Below are 15,660 nucleotides of genomic sequence, written 5' to 3'. Positions count from 1 at the left end.
GTGTCTTTGCGGCCAGTTGACCCGCTGGCGGCATTTGGTGAGCGCATCGCCAGGGGGGCAGTCATGAACGAGATCTCCATCGCGTTCCAGGGCACGCCGAAGGAAATCGACGCCGATTCGCGCGATCTGGCCCAGTGGCTGGAGGAGACCGAGAACCTGGACGTCGAGGTCAGGCCGCGGGTCACGCCGCCGCGGCCGGGCGAGGCGGGCGGCTGGGTGGAGATGCTCCAGCTCGTGCTCGCGGCCGCGCCCGTCGTGGTGCCGTTCCTCCAGACCTGGCTGGAGCGCCGGGCACAGCGCGGCAGGGTGACGTTCACGCTCACCGCGTCGACCGGCGAGACGGAGGAGATCGTGGTGGAGCGCCCGGCGGACGTCCCCGAGACGATGCGGCGCGTCCGGCTGTTGCTCACCCAGTAAGGTCCGTCCGATGTACGCACACTGGCCCGCCGGCGTGCCCGGCCGACTGGACTCCCTGGCCGTTCTCGTGGGCACCGCGCAGCATGTGGAGCCCAGCAAGCTGCCGCCGCTGCCGCAGGCGGCCGCCGATGTCGCCGACCTGGAACAGGTGCTCACCGGGCCGAGCGGACTGCTCGACGCGTCCCGCGTGCACACGGTGCTGAATCCGGCCACGGCGGCACAGGCGCTCGGCGGCTTCGACCTCGTCCAGGGGGACGCGCTCGACCTGGTGCTCTTCTGCTACGCCGGACACGGGACGCTCGACGCCGAGAAACAGCTGTGCCTCGCGCTGCCGGGCTCGGTCGACACCCCCGACGACGCCGCGCGCACCGGGCTGCCCGTCAGCGCGCTCTTCGCCCGGCTCAAGCACGTCCGGGCGAAGCGGAAGGTCGTGATCCTGGACTGCTGCTTCGCCGGCCGGGCCCTGTACGACCCCGCCGTGGCCGACGTCCATGTGCTCTGCGCCGCCGGCCGGACCGAGAAGGCGCTGAGCGACCCGGACGAGCGCAACACCGGCTTCACGTCCGCGCTGCTGCGCCTGCTCACGGAGGGCGTACCGGACGGCCCCGAGTACCTGGACCTCGGCACGCTGTACCGGCGCCTGTCGGTCGTCCTGCCCACCACGCCGTGCCCGGACGAGGAGACCGGGGACCTGGACCGGATGCTGCCGGCTCCCCGGCACCGTACGACGGATCTCGCCGAGGACGTGGCCCTGGCCCGCAATGTCGCGTTCGGCACGGCGCTCAGCCGGTCCGGGCTCGACGCGCGGGCCCGCTTCGCGCAGCGGGTGGCCGAGCTGGGGCGCCGGGCGGCACCGCGCCCCCGCCCGGAGTACGTGACCCACGCGGGCGACCTGTTCGCGCACATCGCGGCCGACGCGATGACGGTGTTCCCCAGAGCGGACGCGCAGGTGCTGCGCTACCGCCGGGCCCACGCCGCGCTCGCCGGGGAGACGGGGCACGCCGCGCGGGCCGTGGAGATCCTGCGCGGCGTCGTCGGCGACCTGGAGGCGGCGGTGCCGGCGGGAGCGGCCGACACCAAGGCGGACCAGCTGAGCATCGACCACTGGTCACAGCGGGTCCGGGACCCCAACGCGCCGCACTTCTGAGCCGGGGGCGGCCGGAGCCGGGCGGACGGCCGCCGCCCGCCTGCCTCAGGGCCGGTAGCGCAGCGGATGGTCCTCCGGGATCTCCACCACCGCGATCCGGATGCCGTCCGGGTCCGCGATCCACATCTCGATCAGGCCCCACGGCTCCCGCACCGGCGCGCGCAGGATCTCCACGCCGCGCGCCGAGAGCTCCTCGTGGGCGGCCGCGACGTCCGCGACCTGGAGCCACAGCCGCACGGAGGGGGACGGGGGAGCGCCGCCGCTGCCGGACAGTTCTAGGAAGCCGCCGCCGAGGAAGTAGACCGTGCCGCGTCCGGAGCCCGTGCGGAACTCCCGGTACACCGCGAGACCCAGGTCACCGCCGTAGAACGCGCGGGAGCGCTCGAGGTCGGTGGGGGTCAGGAGGATCCTGCTGCTCAGTACGTGCACCATGCCTGTGCACGCTAGCGCCGGGTTACGCTCGGCGGTGCGCGCGGTGGTGCGGGAGTGGCGCCGCCGCCGTACGGAAACCCGCCGCAGCCGGGGCCCGGCACGCGCCGCGGCTCCGGAGATCGGAGACACGCGCCCATGCACACGGCACCGCGCCCCAGCACCCACGGCGACCCGACGTTCCGGGACGCCACCACGGACGACGTCGACGCGCTGGTCGCGCTCATCGAGTCGGCGTACCGCGGGGACGACAGCCGGGCCGGGTGGACGACGGAGGCGGACATCCTCCAGGGCCAGCGCACCGACCCCGAGGGTGTCGTCGCGGTCATCGAGAAGCCCGGGAGCAAGCTGCTCGCCGTCGAGGTCGAGGGCCGTGTCGTCGCCTGCTGCCAGCTGGAACACCGGGGCGAGCACGCCTACTTCGGGATGTTCGCGGTCAGCCCGGCGCTCCAGGGCGCGGGCCTCGGCAAGGTGATCATGGCGGAGGCGGAGCGGGTGGCGCGCGAGGCGTGGGGGGCGCACGAGATGCACATGACCGTGATCTCCGTGCGCGACGAGCTCATCGCCTGGTACGAGCGGCGCGGCTACCGCCGTACGGGAAAGATGAGCCCCTTCCCGTACGGCGACGAGCGCTTCGGCATCCCGCAGCGCGACGACCTGCAGTTCGAGCTGTTGGTGAAGGAGATCGGCTGAGCGGTGCCCCGGGGCGCGGGGCGGTGCGCGCGGTCCTTCAGGCGGTGAAGCGGCCCGTGCGTTTGATCTCCGGGTAGTCCGTGGTCGCGCCGTCCAGTTGCAGCGCGCGCACCAGGCGCAGATCGTCCTGGGTGTTCACGACCCAGCCGATGATCCGCAGGTCGGCCTTGCGCGCGTGCTCGACGATCTCCAGTGTCAGGCGCCGGATGTTCAGGACGAGACTGGTGGCGCCCACCGCGGTGGCGCGCTCCACGACGTCCGTGCCGTAGCGGCTGGCCACGAGCGCGGTCCGGACGCCGGGGACGAGCCGGGCGATCTCGGCGATGGCCTCGTCGTGGAAGGAGAGCACCTCCACCCGGCCGGTCAGATCGCGCGCGTGCATGACGTCGGCGAGCGCGCGGGCCGCCGCGACATCCTTGATCTCGGCCTGTAGCGGCGCCTTCACGGCGTCGAGGACCTCTTCGAAGACGGGGATCCGCTCGCCCTTGCCCGCGTCCAGGTCGCGCAGCTCGGCCAGGGTCTTGTCGGCGATGGCGCCCCGGCCGTCGGTGGTGCGGCCCACGTCCGCGTCGTGCATGACGACGAGGGCGCCGTCCTTGCTGAGGTGCAGGTCGAGTTCGATGATGTCGAGGCCCGCGGCTTGGGCGGCGACGAACGAACGCAGGGTGTTCTCGGGTTCGACCCCCATGACACCGCGATGACCGATGGTGAGGAAGTTCAAGGTTCACTCGCTTCCGTCGACGGCGGCTCGGCTCCGCGCGGCTCGGCGGCTCATGACCACGCGGCAAGGCGCAGCCTAATGGCCCGCCTCCGCGATGGGACCGTCCCTGCGGGACGGAGTGGAGTCGTCCGGTCTGGTTCCGACGATGCCCAGGATGAGTCCGGTGATGAGGGCGGCGACAAGGACGGCGCGGGTGCTCAAGGGTTCGCGGCCTCTCTCGGTGGAGTCGGCTGACCCGGCCCGTCCTACCGCCGCGGAGCCCTTGAGCGCGAGTGGTCTCACCCGTGGGTGGGCGCGTCGTCCGGGCGTTGACCAGGACGCTCGCCGGGCGTCTCCGGGAGGCCGCCGAGGTCGGTGAGCAGCGCCTCGGCCAGCTCGAGTTCGCCCTCCAGATGGCGGGCGCTCCAGCGCAGCGCGATCTGGGGGTGGGCCCAGCCCTCGACGCCCTGGGCGTGCGCCAGGGCGCCCTGGACCTGCGTCAGTTCGTCCCGGGTGTGCGCGATGTGCTCGCCCACCATGGCCCGCAGCCGGGCAGGATCGGTGAGGTGGCCGAGCCAGACCCGCAGCAGCAGCGGATGCTTGAGCACCGGCGGCCCGGCGTCCTGCCCGCCCGCGGCCCAGTCCGCGAGCGCCTCCCGGCCCGCGTCCGTGATGGCGTACGCCCGCCTCGCCCGCGGCTCCTCCGGGCCCGAGCGGCGCGAGGAGGCGTACCCCAGCGCCTCCAGGCGGCGCAGCTCGGCGTAGATCTGGCTGATCGCCGGGGACCAGTAGAAGAACCGCAGCGAGGAGTCGGCCCACTTCTTCAGCTCGTAGCCGGTCCGCTCGCCCGGGAAGGACAGCAGCCCGAGCACGGCCCACGCCGTCTGCGGCAGCGGGGCGGGCGGGGGCGACGGGGCCGGGAGCGGGGCTGCCATGAGCCGCATTGAAGTGAACGGGCCGGTGTGCGCGCAAGGGTCCGCCCGCGGGCCTCCGGGTTCAGCGCGTGCGCGGGCCGCCGGGGGTGTCCGGGGTTCAGGCCGCGCGCGGCGCCGCCGCGTGCTCGGCGAGCGCCTTCGTCCGCGCCTCCGGCCTGGCGTCCACGGCGTACTGGTCCACGTACTCCTGGCCGGAGAGCACCAGGATCGCGTACATGATCTCGTCCGTGACGGCCCGCAGCGCGGCCCGCTGGTCCTGCATGCCCGCGTAGCGCGAGAAGTCCAGGGGCTCGCCGAAGCGCAGCGTGAGGGGCACGAGGCTCGGCACCCTGCGTCCCGCGGGCTGCGCCTCGAACGTGCCGATGATCGCGCAGGGGACCACGGGCGCGCCCGAGCGGAGCGCCATCGCCGCCACCCCCACCCGGCCCTTGTACAGACGGCCGTCGTGCGAACGCGTCCCCTCCGGGAAGATGCCGAGCAGCCCGCCCCCGCGCAGCACCGCGAGCCCCGATTCGACCCCCGCCCGTCCCGCCCCGTTCCCGGACCGGTCCACCGGGATCGCCCCGATGCCCCGGAAGAACGCGGCGGCCAGGCGGCCCTTGAGCCCCTCGCCGGTGAAGTACTCCATCTTCGCGAGGAAGCCGATGCGCCGCCGCAGCGTCACCCCCAGCAGGAACTGGTCGCAGAACGACTGGTGGTTGCCCGCGACGATCGCCCCGCCCGCGGCGGGCACGTGCTCGAGCCCCTCGATCCGCGGCCGGAACAGCCACCGCAGCAGCGGCACCAGTACGACGCACTTGAAGAAGCGGTAGAACATGCCTGTGAGACCCCCTCCTTGGCTGCCCCCGCGCCGGGGAACGCTAGTGGTCTCAAGGGGTTTGAGGGAGAACGCGTAATCAGCCAGGGATGGCGTCTCATGTGAGCTATGTCTGGCGTGAGTTGACCTGTCGCCGCCCCGTCGCACCGCCCTTGCCGTGCCTCTTGCCTCTTCAAGATCTGACGACTAGTCATATGACTGTTTGAAACATGCGAGCGTCCCGGAGGCCCAACTCCCTGGAGGCACCGTGCAGTTCTCCGTCATCTTCGAAGCGCAACTCGCCGATCCGACCGTGGACCGTGAGCACCGGCTCATCCACGACTGCGTCGAACAGGCCGTCCTGGCCGAGGAGATGGGGTTCGACCGCGTCTGGGCGGTCGAGCACCACTCCCTGAAGTGGTACGCGCACATGTCCGCGCCCGAGGTCTTCCTGACCTGGGTGGCCGCCCGCACCCGCACCATCCGCGTCGGGCACGGCGTCGTCTGCATGCCGTTCAACTTCAACCACCCCGCGCGCGTGGCCGAGCGGGCCGCGATGCTCGACCTGCTCTCCGGCGGCCGGCTCGACCTGGGTGCGGGCCGCGGCGGCACGGCCCAGGAGACATCGCTCTGCGGGGTCGACCCGGACCGCACGGCGCAGGAGGTCGAGGAGGCGCTGCGCGTCGTCGCCAGGGCCTGGGAGCACGACGAGCTGGAGCACCACGGCCCGCTGCTCGACATCGGGCCGCACCCGGTCCTGCCGCGCCCCGCGCAGACTCCGCACCCGCCGCTGTTCCTCGCGTGCAGCAGGGCCGAGACCCTTCAGCGGGCGGCCGGGCTCGGCGTCGGCGCGCTGGTGATGGGCTTCGCGGGGCCCGAGTCGATCGCCGGGATGCGGCGCGTGTACGACGAGGCCATCGCGGCGCGTACGCCCGAGGGGTTCGTGTCGAGCGTCGTCAACGACCACTTCGCCGTGCTCTGCCCGACCATCGTGCTCGACGACGGCGCGGCCGCCCGGCGCGTGGGCCTGCGCGGCCAGCGGTTCTTCGCGCAGTCCATCGCGCACTGGTACGGCGGCGCGGGGCTGCCCGACGAGGCGGTGGTCGACGGCACCGACGACGCCGACGAAGCCGTCGCACTGCGCACCGCGGGCGAGCAGGTCGTGGCGCGCCTGAACGAGCAGGACATCCCTGTCCGCCCGTCCGCCACCGCCGTGTTCCACGCCGACCACGCCTACGGCACCGCGGCCGACGCCATCGCCTACGTCGAGCGGCTGCGGGCGGCCGGGGCGGACGAGGTGATGTGCCTGGTCCAGATGGGCACGGTGCCGCAGGAGGCGTGCCTGGAGACGCTGCGGCAGTGGGGCGAGACGGTGATCCCGCACTTCCGTCCGCGCCGCAGGGAGGTGGCGTGAGATGGATGCAGGGAGGCCCGACCCCGTTCCCCTCGCCGCCGACGCTCACCCCGTCGCCCCCGTCGCCCCCGTCGCCCCCGTCGCTCACCCCCTCGCCCCCGACGCCCGTCCCCTCGTCGCCGCGCTCACCGCGTTCTTCCCCGACATCGGCGGCGCCGTCACCGACGCCGCCGAGGCGCGCCGCATCCTGGCCGCCGCGCCCGCGTCGCCGTTCCCGCCGCCCGAGGTCGGCTCGGTGTCCGACCGGTCCGTCCCGGGGCCGTCCGGGGCGCCGGACCTGCGCGTGCGGTGCTATCTGCCGGAGGCCGCGCCCGCGCGCGAAACGGCGGCACCCGCGCCCCGCCCCACCGTCGTCTTCCTCCACGGCGGCGGCTGGTCCCTGTGCAGCGTGGACACCCACGACGCGACCGCGCGCGGCCTGTGCCGCGCCGCGCGGGCCGCCGTGGTCTCCGTGGACTACCGCCTCGCCCCGGAGCACCCGTTCCCCGCGGCCGTCGACGACGCGTACGCCGCCGTCCTGTGGGCGCACGCGCACCGCGCCGAACTCGGCGGGGAGGGCGGCCCGTTGGTGCTCGCGGGCGACAGCGCGGGCGGGAACCTCGCGGCCGTGGCCGCGCTCACGGCCCGCGACCACGACGGCCCGCGGGTGGCGCTGCAGGTCCTCGTCTATCCGGCGGTGGACGGCCGTGACCGCCCCGCCGGCCTGGGGGACGCCGACCCCGGCACCAGCTTCCTCACGCCCGCCCACGGCCGCTGGTTCCGCGAGCAGTACCTGGGGGCGTACCTGCGCGCGGGCGGCGACCCGGCGGACCCGCGCGTCTCGCCGCTCCTGGCCGCCGACCTCTCCGGCCTGCCGCCCGCCGTCGTCGTCACCGCCGGCCACGACCCCCTGTGCGCGCAGGGCAGGGCCTACGCGGCGCGGCTGAGAGACGCCGGGGTTCCCGTCGTCGAGGGCCACTTTCCGGCCATGTTCCACGGGTTCTTCGGCTTCCCGGAGCTTCTCGCCGACGCCCGCGCCGCACAGGAAACAGTAAGAGAAGCAATCGTCTCGACGATGGACGGCAGGAAAAACAGCGGATCTGGTGGGGGTGGGGCAGGATAATTTCCCGGATCCCCTCTTGAAACAGAGAACCCCGCACACATACGGTGTCCATACGCGAGGTTCTCCCGTGGAGGATGGGTTATGACGGAAATTCTTGTGCACACGGCGGTGGAGGGTGGCGACGCCATCCGTGACGGACGCGTGGTGGATCACCCGGCCTGGCCGGAACTCAAGAGTGCCGTCGAGGAAATCAGGCCCTGGCAGTCCAAGGACGGGTCCATCGACTTCGAGCGCGAGGGCGCCCCGACCCGCGTCGACGCGGAGGCGGCGGTCGACCGCGTCATATCCGGCGTCGAGGCGCTCGCCCCGCTGCTCCCGCACGACGAGGCGTATCACCGGGCGCTGGTGAGCGACCTGCGCGGCTGGGTCGACGCGGGCTTCGTGGTGCCGGACTTCCTGGACTCGCTGCTCGCCTTCCAGCCCGCGGCCCGCCGCGAGGACGGCCTGCAGCACCTCGTGGTCTTCCCCATGTACACGCAGAACGGCAACCCCGACCGCAACTTCGAGGCGGTCGTGCTGCGCATGGTCTGGCCCGAGTGGCTCGCCGAGCTCGAGCGCACGCGCTACGACAACCCGCTGTTCTGCGGCATCACCTTCGAGGACTTCACCGCCGGGTACGACACCAACTCGGCCGTCCTCTTCCCCGAGACGATCGCCGTGCGCGAGGCCCCCGAGCGCTTCACCTGGGGCGGCATCTTCTGTGACCGCGAGGCGGCCCGCTTCCGCCGCGTCACCGAGTCCGCCGTGGACATCCTCGGCATCGAGCTGCCCGCCGACGTCCGCGCGATGCTGGACGACCAGGACCGGTGCCAGGAGGCCTTCGTCCTGTGGGACATGGTCCACGACCGCACCCACAGCCACGGCGACCTGCCGTTCGACCCCTTCATGATCAAGCAGCGGCAGCCCTTCTGGATGTACGGCCTCGAGGAGCTGCGGTGCGACCTCACGGCCTTCAAGGAGGCCGTGAAGCTGGAGGCCGAGGGCGTCCCGCAGGCCCGCGACGTGCAGTACGCGGTGCTTTTCGACCGGATGTTCCGCTTCCCGGTCACCGGCGAGCGGGTGCGCAACTACGACGGCCTCGGCGGCCAGCTGCTCTTCGCCTACCTGCACAAGCACGACGTGGTCCGCTGGACCGACAACAAGCTGAAGATCGACTGGGAGCGCGCACCCCAGGTCACCAACCAGCTCTGCGCGGAGATCGAGAAGCTGTACCGGGACGGCATCGACCGCCCCAAGCTGGTCCACTGGCTCGCCGGGTACGAACTGGTCTCGACCTACCTGTCCCCGCACCCCGGCTCGCGCTGGGCCAAGGGTCCCGACGCCCTGGACACCTCGCTGCCGCCGCGGAAACTGGTCGACGAGGTGCTTCCGGACGAGTTTCCGCTCAGCATGTTCTATGAGGCGCTCTCCAAGAAGCTCAAGGCAGTGATCGCCTCCACTCAGGGGATCACCGCGGGCTCGGGAGCCGGGAAGGTCGCCGCGTGAGCGACCGCATCAAGGAGGCGAGGACCATGTCCGCACTCGACGGAGCCGTAGTCGCGGTAGCCGGGGCCGCGGGTCCCGCGGGCCGGGCCACACTGCTCAGGCTCGCTGAGGCCGGGGCCACGGTCGTCGCCTCCGACGCCGACGCGGCCCGCCTCGCGGAGGCCGTGGACGCCGCGCGGTACGCCCACGGCGGCGCCACGGTCACGGGCGACACCGTCGACCTGCTCGACCTGGAGGCGGCCCGCGCCTGGGCCGACCGCACCGAGAAGGAGTTCGGCCGCATCGACGGCCTGGTCCACCTCGTCGGCGGCTGGCGCGGCAGCGCCTCCTTCGCCGAGACCGACCTCGGCGACTGGGACGTCCTGGAGGACCTCCTGATCCGCACCGTCCAGCACACCTCGCTCGCCTTCCAGGACGGCCTGCAGCGCAGTGGCAACGGCCGCTATCTGCTGATCAGCGCCGCGGGCGCCTCGAAGCCGACGGCGGGCAACGCGGCGTACGCGGCCGCCAAGGCCGCCGCCGAGGCCTGGACGCTCGCGCTCGGCGACGCCTTCCGCAAGGCCGGGGGCGACGGGGGGCCGCGCGCGGCGGCTGCCATCCTGGTGGTCAAGGCGCTGGTGCACGACGCGATGCGGGCGGAGCGGCCGAGCGCGAAGTTCGCGGGCTTCACCGACGTGAAGGAGCTGGCCGAGGCCATCGCCGGAGTCTGGGAGCGGCCCGCCGAGGAAGTGAACGGAAACCGTCTGTGGCTGACCGAGAAGCCGTGAACCCACCCAAGACCGACGCGCGCCGGCACCACGACCCGGACGTCCGCGGCTTCGCGAGCGACAACTACGCCGGTACGCACCCGGAGGTGCTCGCGGCCCTGGCCCTGGCCAACGGCGGCCATCAGGTCGCGTATGGCGAGGATCAGTACACAGAAGCCCTCCAGCAGGTGATCCGCAGCCACTTCGGGGCGAGCGCGGAGGCCTTCCCGGTCTTCAACGGCACCGGCGCGAACGTCGTCGCGCTCCAGGCGGTCAGCGACCGCTGGGGCGCGGTGATCTGCGCCGAGAGCGCGCACATCAACGTCGACGAGGGCGGCGCCCCCGAGAAGGTCGCGGGCATCAAGCTCCTGACCGTGCCCACGCCCGACGGCAAGCTCACCCCCGAGCTGATCGACCGTCAGGCCTTCGGCTGGGAGGACGAGCACCGCGCGATGCCGCAGGTCGTCTCGCTCGCCCAGAACACCGAACTGGGCACCGTCTACACCCCGGACGAGATCCGCGCCATCGTCGAGCACGCCCACGGCCTCGGCATGCGGGTGCACCTCGACGGCGCGCGGATAGCCAACGCCGCCGCGTCCCTGAACGTCCCGATGCGGACGTTCACGAACGCGGTCGGCATCGACATCCTCTCGTTCGGCGGCACCAAGAACGGCGCGCTGTTCGGTGAGGCCGTGGTCGTCCTGAACCAGGACGCCGTGCGGCACATGAAGCACCTGCGCAAGCTGTCCATGCAGCTCGCCTCCAAGATGCGGTTCGTCTCCGTGCAGTTGGAGGCGCTGCTCGCCAAGGACCTGTGGCTGCGCAACGCCCGGCACGCCAACGAGATGGCCCAGCGCCTGGCCGAGGGCGTCCGCGCGGTGCACGGCGTGGAGATCCTCTACCCCGTCGAGGCCAACGCCGTCTTCGCGCGCCTGCCGCACGACGTCAGCGAGCGCCTGCAGAAGCGCTTCCGGTTCTACTTCTGGGACGAGGCCGCGGGCGACGTCCGCTGGATGTGCTCCTTCGACACCACCGAGGACGACGTGGACGCCTTCGTGGCGGCGCTGAAGGAAGAAATGGCGCGCTGACCGCACCGCCCCGGACGCGACGGAGCGCATAAGTATGCGGTCGATCGAAAAGTCATTGACTGACGATCGGCCGCTTTCTTATGCTCGCTCGCCATGCAGCTGATCCAGCAGACCCCGGACCTCTCGGCCTATCTCGCGGCGGACGAGGTCATCGACCATACGCATCCCCTGGTGCGCGAGACGGCGGCCCGGCTCGCCAAGAACGTGGCCGACTCCTACGCGTACGCCTGCGCCGCCTACAAGTTCGTACGCGACACCGTCCCGCACTCCGCGGACTCCGGCGACCCGCGCGTCACCTGGCGCGCCTCCGACGTCCTGGAGCAGGCGACCGGCATCTGCCACGCCAAGGCCCACGCCCTGGCCGCGCTCCTTCGCGCCGAGGACATCCCGACGGCGCTGTGCTACCAGCGCCTCCTGCACGACGACGGCAGCGGCTTCGTCGTCCACGGACTCGTCGCCGTGCGCCTCGACGGCGCCTGGCACCGGCAGGACCCCCGCGGCAACAAGCCCGGCGTGGACGCGCAGTTCAGCCTCGACGGCGAACGGCTCGCCTGGATCCCGGACGCCGCGGCGGGTGAGGTCGACTACCCCGAACTCCACGCCTCCCCGCACCCGTCGGTGCTCGCCAGCCTGCGACAGGCGGCCGACCGGCCGCACCTGTGGGACACGCTGCCGACGGAGATCCCGGCCACCCGGTGAGCGTAGGGGGCCATTCATCGGAGGACAGGTCGCGTACGTGAAGGCAACGTCCCTGCAAGTCCTTGGCGTGGCGCATGGGTTGGAGATTCATCCGACCTATTCCTGTCGGATTCCTTGACGCATGCCCGTCCCGGCGTCGATGCTGCGTGCCGTCCGAGTCGTTGCGTTGGCGCGCTGTCACGCAGTCCTCCGTCGGAAGGCCTCGCCATGTCCCCCATCTCGCGGCGCGCGTTCGTCGCAGGCACCTCCGGAGCGTTAGTGGCGGCCGGGTCACCTGTCGCGTGGGGCAGAGCCCCGGCCGCCGCACCGGACGACGTGCATGGCGCGCTCCTTCGCGACGCCGCGATGGTGTGGCGGCGCCTGCCCGGCGGCTGGCAGGAGGGCCCGTTCCTCGGCAACGGGTTCCTCGCCGCCCATCTGTACGTCAAGCCCGGCGAGGGCAACGTCCTGCGCATCATGATCAACCACTCGTACGTACAGGACCAGCGCGGCCAGTGGGAGGCCGCGATCGGCTACTCCCGGCTCGGCGTCGGCTTCCTCACGCTGACCCTCGCGGGCACGATCACCGCTGTCGACTGGCGGCTCGACCTCGACAACGCCGAGCTGACCGGCACCCTCACCACGGCGCGCGGCAGTGTGCGGTTCACCGCCCTGATCCTCAGTCAGGAAGACGTCCTGCTGGTGTCGTTGGAGCCGAGCGATGGCGAGGAGACGGCCGCCTGGGGCTTCACCGCGCTGCCCTCGCACACCACCCGCACCACCCGCGTCCCGCCCGACTACACCGCCAACCCCGACCCGACGACCGCTCCCGGAGTCGTCGAACAGCCCCTGCACGCGGGCGGTGGCTACACCACGGCCTGGCGCGAGGCGCGCTCCGGCACGAAGAGGCTCCTCGCGGCCACGATCGCCTACGGCCACCCCAGCTCGACCGGCCGCGCGACGGCTGAACGCCTCGTGGCGCGCGCCCTCGACGGCCCGCCCGAGGTGCCCGTCGCCCGGCACCGGGACTGGTGGCACGCCTTCTACCGGCGCAGCTTCGTGTCCGTACCCGACAAGAAGGTGCAGCGCTTCTACTGGATCCAGCTCTACAAGCTGGCCTGCGCCACCCGCAGCCACGGGCCTGTCACCCCCGTCTTCGGACCCTGGTTCCCCGAGACCGGCAACAACTGGACCAGCATCTGGTGGAACACCAACGTCCAGGTGACGTATCCGATCGCCAACGGCTCCAACCACCGGGAACTCGACGCCGTCACCCCGACGTTCGCGAAGTACCACGAGAACCTGGAGTCCAACATCTGGCCGCGGCTGCGCGACGGCGAGACCTACGCCCTGTGCCACCCCGGCGACTGGAAGCTGCGCTCAGGCCCGCGCTACGTCGGCATCCCCGGCGAGAGCCCCAACGACCACACCGGCAACCTCACCTGGGCCCTGCACAACGCCTGGGTCACCTACCGCCACCACATGGACGACGATGTCCTGCGGCACGTCATCCGCCCCGTCCTCACCAGGGCCGTCCACTACTACGCCCGCCACCTCACCGAGGGCTCCGACGGCCGGCTCCACCTGCCCGAGACCCGCTCCCCGGAGTACGCCAACGCCTCGGACTGCACCTACGACCTCTCGCTGCTGCGCTGGGGCGTGACCACGCTCCTCGACTCCGCGCGCAGGCTGCGCCTGCGCGATCCGCACGAGAAGCGGTGGCGCGACATCCGCGACCGGCTCGTCCCGTACCACGAGAACGAGAACGGCGTGATGATCGGCGACGGCGTCCCGCTCGCCGAGTCCCACCGCCACTACTCGCACCTTCTGTGGCTCTACCCGCTCCAGGAGAAGCTGGACCGGCGCACGTTCGACCACTGGACCAGTCGCCAGGACCGCTGGCACGGCTACAGCTACGCTGCCGCCGCCTCCATGGAGACGCTCTTCGGCAAGCCCGAGGAAGCCCTCGGCCACCTGCGGTTCTTCCTGGACGGCAACGTCACCGACAAATGTGCGATGACGCCCAACACCATGTACCGCGAAGGCTCCAACTTCGCCCTGGAGAGCCCCGTCAGCGCCGGTCAGTCCCTCCTCGACATGCTGACGCAGAGCCACGGGGGAGTGGTGAAGGTCTTCCCCGCCGTGTCCCGCACCTGGGCGGACGCCAGCCTGCAACGGGTGCGTACGCAGGGCGCGTTCCTCGTCGACGCCTCGCGGCGCGGCGGACGCACCGAGTGGATCAGGGTGGCGAGCGAGGCCGGGGAACCGCTGCGGCTGCGGCACGGCATCACCGGTGCGATCGACGTGCGTGACGAGCGCGGCCGGCCGCTGCCGTACACGGGCCGGGACGTCATCAGCGTGCCGCTGCGGCGCGGGCAGGCCGCGGTGATCACGCCCAAGGGGGCCAGGCCGTCGCTGCGCCCGCGCGATGTGCGCGCCAACGGGACGGAACCCGCGTGGGGGCTGCCGTAGGGGCGCAGGAAGCGACGGAAGTCCATCGTGGTGCACTCACTGGTGCTCTATGCTGTACTTCCGTCGATTTCCGCGAACCAAGGCAGACCATGACGCTCACCCTCACCGTGTCCGACGAGGTGCGCACGCTCGCGCCCGGCTTCACCCACGTCACCATCGAGGCGTACGACCTCGTCAACGGCCCCAGCACCGACGCCACCTCGGCCCTGCTCGACGACGCGGCCCGCCGTCTCGCGGCGCGCCTCGACGGCCGCGCCCCGCACGAGGACCCGCACATGGTGGCCTGGCGCGCCGCGTACACGGCCTTCGGTGCCAAGCCCTCGCGCACCCGCAACTCCGCCGAGGCACTGGCCAAGCGGGCGCTCGCGGACGGCGGGCTGCCCCGGATCAACGCGCTCGTCGACGTCTACAACGCGATCAGCGTGGCCCACCTGATCCCGGTCGGCGGCGAGGACCTGGACCACATCAAGGGCGGCATGCGACTGGTGCGGGCGGCCGGGGACGAGGACTTCGTCACCATGGCGGGGGGCGAGCGAGCCGTCGAGCACCCGGAGCCGGGCGAGGTCGTCTGGCGCGACGACGAGGGCGTCACGTGCCGTCGCTGGAACTGGCGGCAGGGCCCGCGCACCCGCCTCACGGAGGCGAGCGTGAACGCGATCTTCCTGCTGGAGGGCATGGGCCCGGACGCGGGCCTGGCGGCGGCGGGCGCCGAACTCGCCGAGCTCCTGGAGAAGGTCAGCCCGGGGGCCCGCGTCACCGTCCACGAGCCGGTGGGCTAGGCGTGCCCAGGGGTCAGCCGGCCTCGGCGGCGCGGACCTCGGCGGGCGTCGGGGCCGTGCCGCCGAGGTGCGCCGGCATCCACCAGGTGTCCTCGGGGCCCTTGGGGCGCACGGGGTAGGCGCGCTGGGCGGCCTCCAGGAGCTCCTGGCAGCGCTCGCGCAGACGGCGCGTGATCGCGCCCGCGTACTGGTCCTTGGGGGCTTCCATGCGCTCGCCGACGCGGATCGTCACCGGCAGGCCCTGGCGCTTGAAGTTGCGGGGGTGCCCCTTCGTCCACAGCCGCTGCGTGCCCCACAGAGCCATCGGGATCAGGGGGACCCCGGCCTCCTGGGCCATGCGCGCGGCACCCGACTTGAACGACTTCAGCGTGAACGACTGCGAGATCGTCGCCTCCGGGAACACCCCGATGATCTCTCCGGCGCGCAGCGAGTCCAGGGCGTGGGCATAGGCCGTCTCGCCCTGCTTGCGGTCCACCGGGATGTGCTTCATGCCGCGCATCAGCGGACCCGAGATCTTGTGCCGGAACACCGACTCCTTCGCCATGAAGCGCACCACGCGCTTCTGGGGCAGGGCGGCGAGGCCGTCGAAGATGAAGTCCAGATAGCTGATGTGGTTGCTGACCAGGACCGCCCCGCCCGAGCGCGGAATGTTCTCGGAGCCCTTGCAGTCGATCTTCAGGTCGAGAGCCTTGAAGAAGGTCTTGGCGACGCCGATGACCGGTCGGTAGACGAGTTCTGCCATGGCTGGGGAGGGCCCTTCGTCTCTGCCAGAGGAGAGG

The 15,660-nt window shown here is 72.1% G+C and carries 17 protein-coding genes; 11 read left to right on the top strand and 6 right to left on the bottom strand.

The annotated features are described in order from the left end of the window. Positions 1 to 63 precede the first annotated feature (63 nt). The gene (locus tag OO63_RS05445; RefSeq protein WP_033263828.1) at positions 64 to 417 is read left to right on the top strand and encodes an effector-associated constant component EACC1; all 354 of its coding nucleotides are present in this window, start codon (positions 64 to 66) and stop codon (positions 415 to 417) included. Positions 418 to 427: 10 nt separating this feature from the next. Further along, on the top strand, positions 428 to 1,564 hold the full coding sequence (locus tag OO63_RS42030) for a caspase family protein (protein ID WP_030358167.1): 1,137 nt from the start codon (positions 428 to 430) through the stop codon (positions 1,562 to 1,564). A 45-nt stretch (positions 1,565 to 1,609) separates the two neighbouring features. Here the strand turns inward: OO63_RS42030 and OO63_RS05435 are convergent, their stop codons facing one another. After that, positions 1,610 to 1,996 carry a VOC family protein gene (locus OO63_RS05435; RefSeq protein ID WP_030358166.1) on the bottom strand — a complete coding sequence of 129 codons (387 nt, stop codon included), beginning with the start codon at positions 1,994 to 1,996 and terminating at the stop codon, positions 1,610 to 1,612. A gap of 135 nt (positions 1,997 to 2,131) precedes the next feature. Between OO63_RS05435 and OO63_RS05430 the strand changes: the two genes are divergently transcribed. After that, the gene (locus OO63_RS05430) at positions 2,132 to 2,686 is read left to right on the top strand and encodes a GNAT family N-acetyltransferase (RefSeq protein ID WP_030358165.1); all 555 of its coding nucleotides are present in this window, start codon (positions 2,132 to 2,134) and stop codon (positions 2,684 to 2,686) included. Between the two features lie 37 nt (positions 2,687 to 2,723). Here the strand turns inward: OO63_RS05430 and OO63_RS05425 are convergent, their stop codons facing one another. The 4 genes from OO63_RS05425 to OO63_RS05415 all read right to left on the bottom strand — a co-directional run bounded on the left by OO63_RS05425 (position 2,724) and on the right by OO63_RS05415 (position 5,138). After that, positions 2,724 to 3,407 carry a glycerophosphodiester phosphodiesterase gene (locus OO63_RS05425; RefSeq protein ID WP_030358164.1) on the bottom strand — a complete coding sequence of 228 codons (684 nt, stop codon included), beginning with the start codon at positions 3,405 to 3,407 and terminating at the stop codon, positions 2,724 to 2,726. Positions 3,408 to 3,482: 75 nt separating this feature from the next. Next, positions 3,483 to 3,608 (bottom strand): hypothetical protein, encoded by a 126-nt coding sequence (locus OO63_RS47355; protein WP_257791640.1) that lies wholly within the window; start codon positions 3,606 to 3,608, stop codon positions 3,483 to 3,485. Positions 3,609 to 3,685: 77 nt separating this feature from the next. Then, positions 3,686 to 4,321 (bottom strand): PadR family transcriptional regulator, encoded by a 636-nt coding sequence (locus OO63_RS05420; protein ID WP_033263851.1) that lies wholly within the window; start codon positions 4,319 to 4,321, stop codon positions 3,686 to 3,688. Between the two features lie 97 nt (positions 4,322 to 4,418). Further along, positions 4,419 to 5,138: a lysophospholipid acyltransferase family protein gene (locus OO63_RS05415; RefSeq protein WP_030358162.1), complete on the bottom strand. Its 720-nt coding sequence runs from the start codon at positions 5,136 to 5,138 to the stop codon at positions 4,419 to 4,421. A gap of 247 nt (positions 5,139 to 5,385) precedes the next feature. Here OO63_RS05415 and OO63_RS05410 point away from each other — a divergent pair, with 247 nt between their 5' ends. The 8 genes from OO63_RS05410 (at position 5,386) to OO63_RS05375 (ending at position 14,881) form a co-directional block, all read left to right on the top strand. Then, positions 5,386 to 6,531 carry an LLM class flavin-dependent oxidoreductase gene (locus tag OO63_RS05410; protein ID WP_030358161.1) on the top strand — a complete coding sequence of 382 codons (1,146 nt, stop codon included), beginning with the start codon at positions 5,386 to 5,388 and terminating at the stop codon, positions 6,529 to 6,531. A gap of 1 nt (position 6,532) precedes the next feature. Continuing rightward, entirely contained in the window at positions 6,533 to 7,633 is a 1,101-nt protein-coding gene (locus OO63_RS05405) for an alpha/beta hydrolase (protein ID WP_234311141.1), read from the top strand. Between the two features lie 81 nt (positions 7,634 to 7,714). Beyond that, positions 7,715 to 9,118: a DUF6421 family protein gene (locus OO63_RS05400; protein WP_030358159.1), complete on the top strand. Its 1,404-nt coding sequence runs from the start codon at positions 7,715 to 7,717 to the stop codon at positions 9,116 to 9,118. Positions 9,119 to 9,144: 26 nt separating this feature from the next. Continuing rightward, positions 9,145 to 9,885 carry an SDR family oxidoreductase gene (locus OO63_RS05395; protein ID WP_051810585.1) on the top strand — a complete coding sequence of 247 codons (741 nt, stop codon included), beginning with the start codon at positions 9,145 to 9,147 and terminating at the stop codon, positions 9,883 to 9,885. After that, complete coding sequence (locus OO63_RS05390) at positions 9,882 to 10,952, top strand: threonine aldolase family protein (RefSeq protein WP_030358157.1); 1,071 nt, start codon at positions 9,882 to 9,884, stop codon at positions 10,950 to 10,952. Before OO63_RS05395 ends, OO63_RS05390 begins: the two co-directional genes overlap by 4 nt. A 93-nt stretch (positions 10,953 to 11,045) precedes the next feature. Next, entirely contained in the window at positions 11,046 to 11,651 is a 606-nt protein-coding gene (locus tag OO63_RS05385; RefSeq protein ID WP_030358156.1) for a transglutaminase domain-containing protein, read from the top strand. Between the two features lie 207 nt (positions 11,652 to 11,858). After that, a complete protein-coding gene (locus tag OO63_RS05380) occupies positions 11,859 to 14,102 on the top strand; it encodes a glycosyl hydrolase family 95 catalytic domain-containing protein (RefSeq protein WP_030358155.1) in 2,244 nt (747 codons plus the stop codon). Between the two features lie 89 nt (positions 14,103 to 14,191). Further along, positions 14,192 to 14,881: a B3/B4 domain-containing protein gene (locus OO63_RS05375; RefSeq protein ID WP_030358154.1), complete on the top strand. Its 690-nt coding sequence runs from the start codon at positions 14,192 to 14,194 to the stop codon at positions 14,879 to 14,881. 13 nt (positions 14,882 to 14,894) lie between these two features. Here the strand turns inward: OO63_RS05375 and OO63_RS05370 are convergent, their stop codons facing one another. Further along, positions 14,895 to 15,623: a lysophospholipid acyltransferase family protein gene (locus OO63_RS05370; RefSeq protein ID WP_030358153.1), complete on the bottom strand. Its 729-nt coding sequence runs from the start codon at positions 15,621 to 15,623 to the stop codon at positions 14,895 to 14,897. Between the last annotated feature and the right edge of the window lie 37 nt (positions 15,624 to 15,660).

This window comes from Streptomyces alboflavus, from assembly GCF_000716675.1.
GTDB classification, from domain to species: Bacteria; Actinomycetota; Actinomycetes; order Streptomycetales; family Streptomycetaceae; genus Streptomyces; species Streptomyces alboflavus.
Note: the sequence above shows the minus strand (reverse complement) of the source record. Positions and strands in the feature narration are given on the sequence as shown.

Excerpts from the sequence above, each read along its gene's own strand:
- OO63_RS05445 (WP_033263828.1), top strand. The coding sequence starts at position 64 with ATGAACGAGATCTCCATCGCGTTCCAGGGCACGCCGAAGGAAATCGAC.
- OO63_RS42030 (WP_030358167.1), top strand. The coding sequence starts at position 428 with ATGTACGCACACTGGCCCGCCGGCGTGCCCGGCCGACTGGACTCCCTG.
- OO63_RS05435 (WP_030358166.1), bottom strand. The coding sequence starts at position 1,996 with ATGGTGCACGTACTGAGCAGCAGGATCCTCCTGACCCCCACCGACCTC.
- OO63_RS05430 (WP_030358165.1), top strand. The coding sequence starts at position 2,132 with ATGCACACGGCACCGCGCCCCAGCACCCACGGCGACCCGACGTTCCGG.
- OO63_RS05420 (WP_033263851.1), bottom strand. The coding sequence starts at position 4,321 with ATGGCAGCCCCGCTCCCGGCCCCGTCGCCCCCGCCCGCCCCGCTGCCG.
- OO63_RS05415 (WP_030358162.1), bottom strand. The coding sequence starts at position 5,138 with ATGTTCTACCGCTTCTTCAAGTGCGTCGTACTGGTGCCGCTGCTGCGG.
- OO63_RS05405 (WP_234311141.1), top strand. The coding sequence starts at position 6,533 with ATGGATGCAGGGAGGCCCGACCCCGTTCCCCTCGCCGCCGACGCTCAC.
- OO63_RS05400 (WP_030358159.1), top strand. The coding sequence starts at position 7,715 with ATGACGGAAATTCTTGTGCACACGGCGGTGGAGGGTGGCGACGCCATC.
- OO63_RS05395 (WP_051810585.1), top strand. The coding sequence starts at position 9,145 with ATGTCCGCACTCGACGGAGCCGTAGTCGCGGTAGCCGGGGCCGCGGGT.
- OO63_RS05385 (WP_030358156.1), top strand. The coding sequence starts at position 11,046 with ATGCAGCTGATCCAGCAGACCCCGGACCTCTCGGCCTATCTCGCGGCG.
- OO63_RS05380 (WP_030358155.1), top strand. The coding sequence starts at position 11,859 with ATGTCCCCCATCTCGCGGCGCGCGTTCGTCGCAGGCACCTCCGGAGCG.
- OO63_RS05375 (WP_030358154.1), top strand. The coding sequence starts at position 14,192 with ATGACGCTCACCCTCACCGTGTCCGACGAGGTGCGCACGCTCGCGCCC.
- OO63_RS05370 (WP_030358153.1), bottom strand. The coding sequence starts at position 15,623 with ATGGCAGAACTCGTCTACCGACCGGTCATCGGCGTCGCCAAGACCTTC.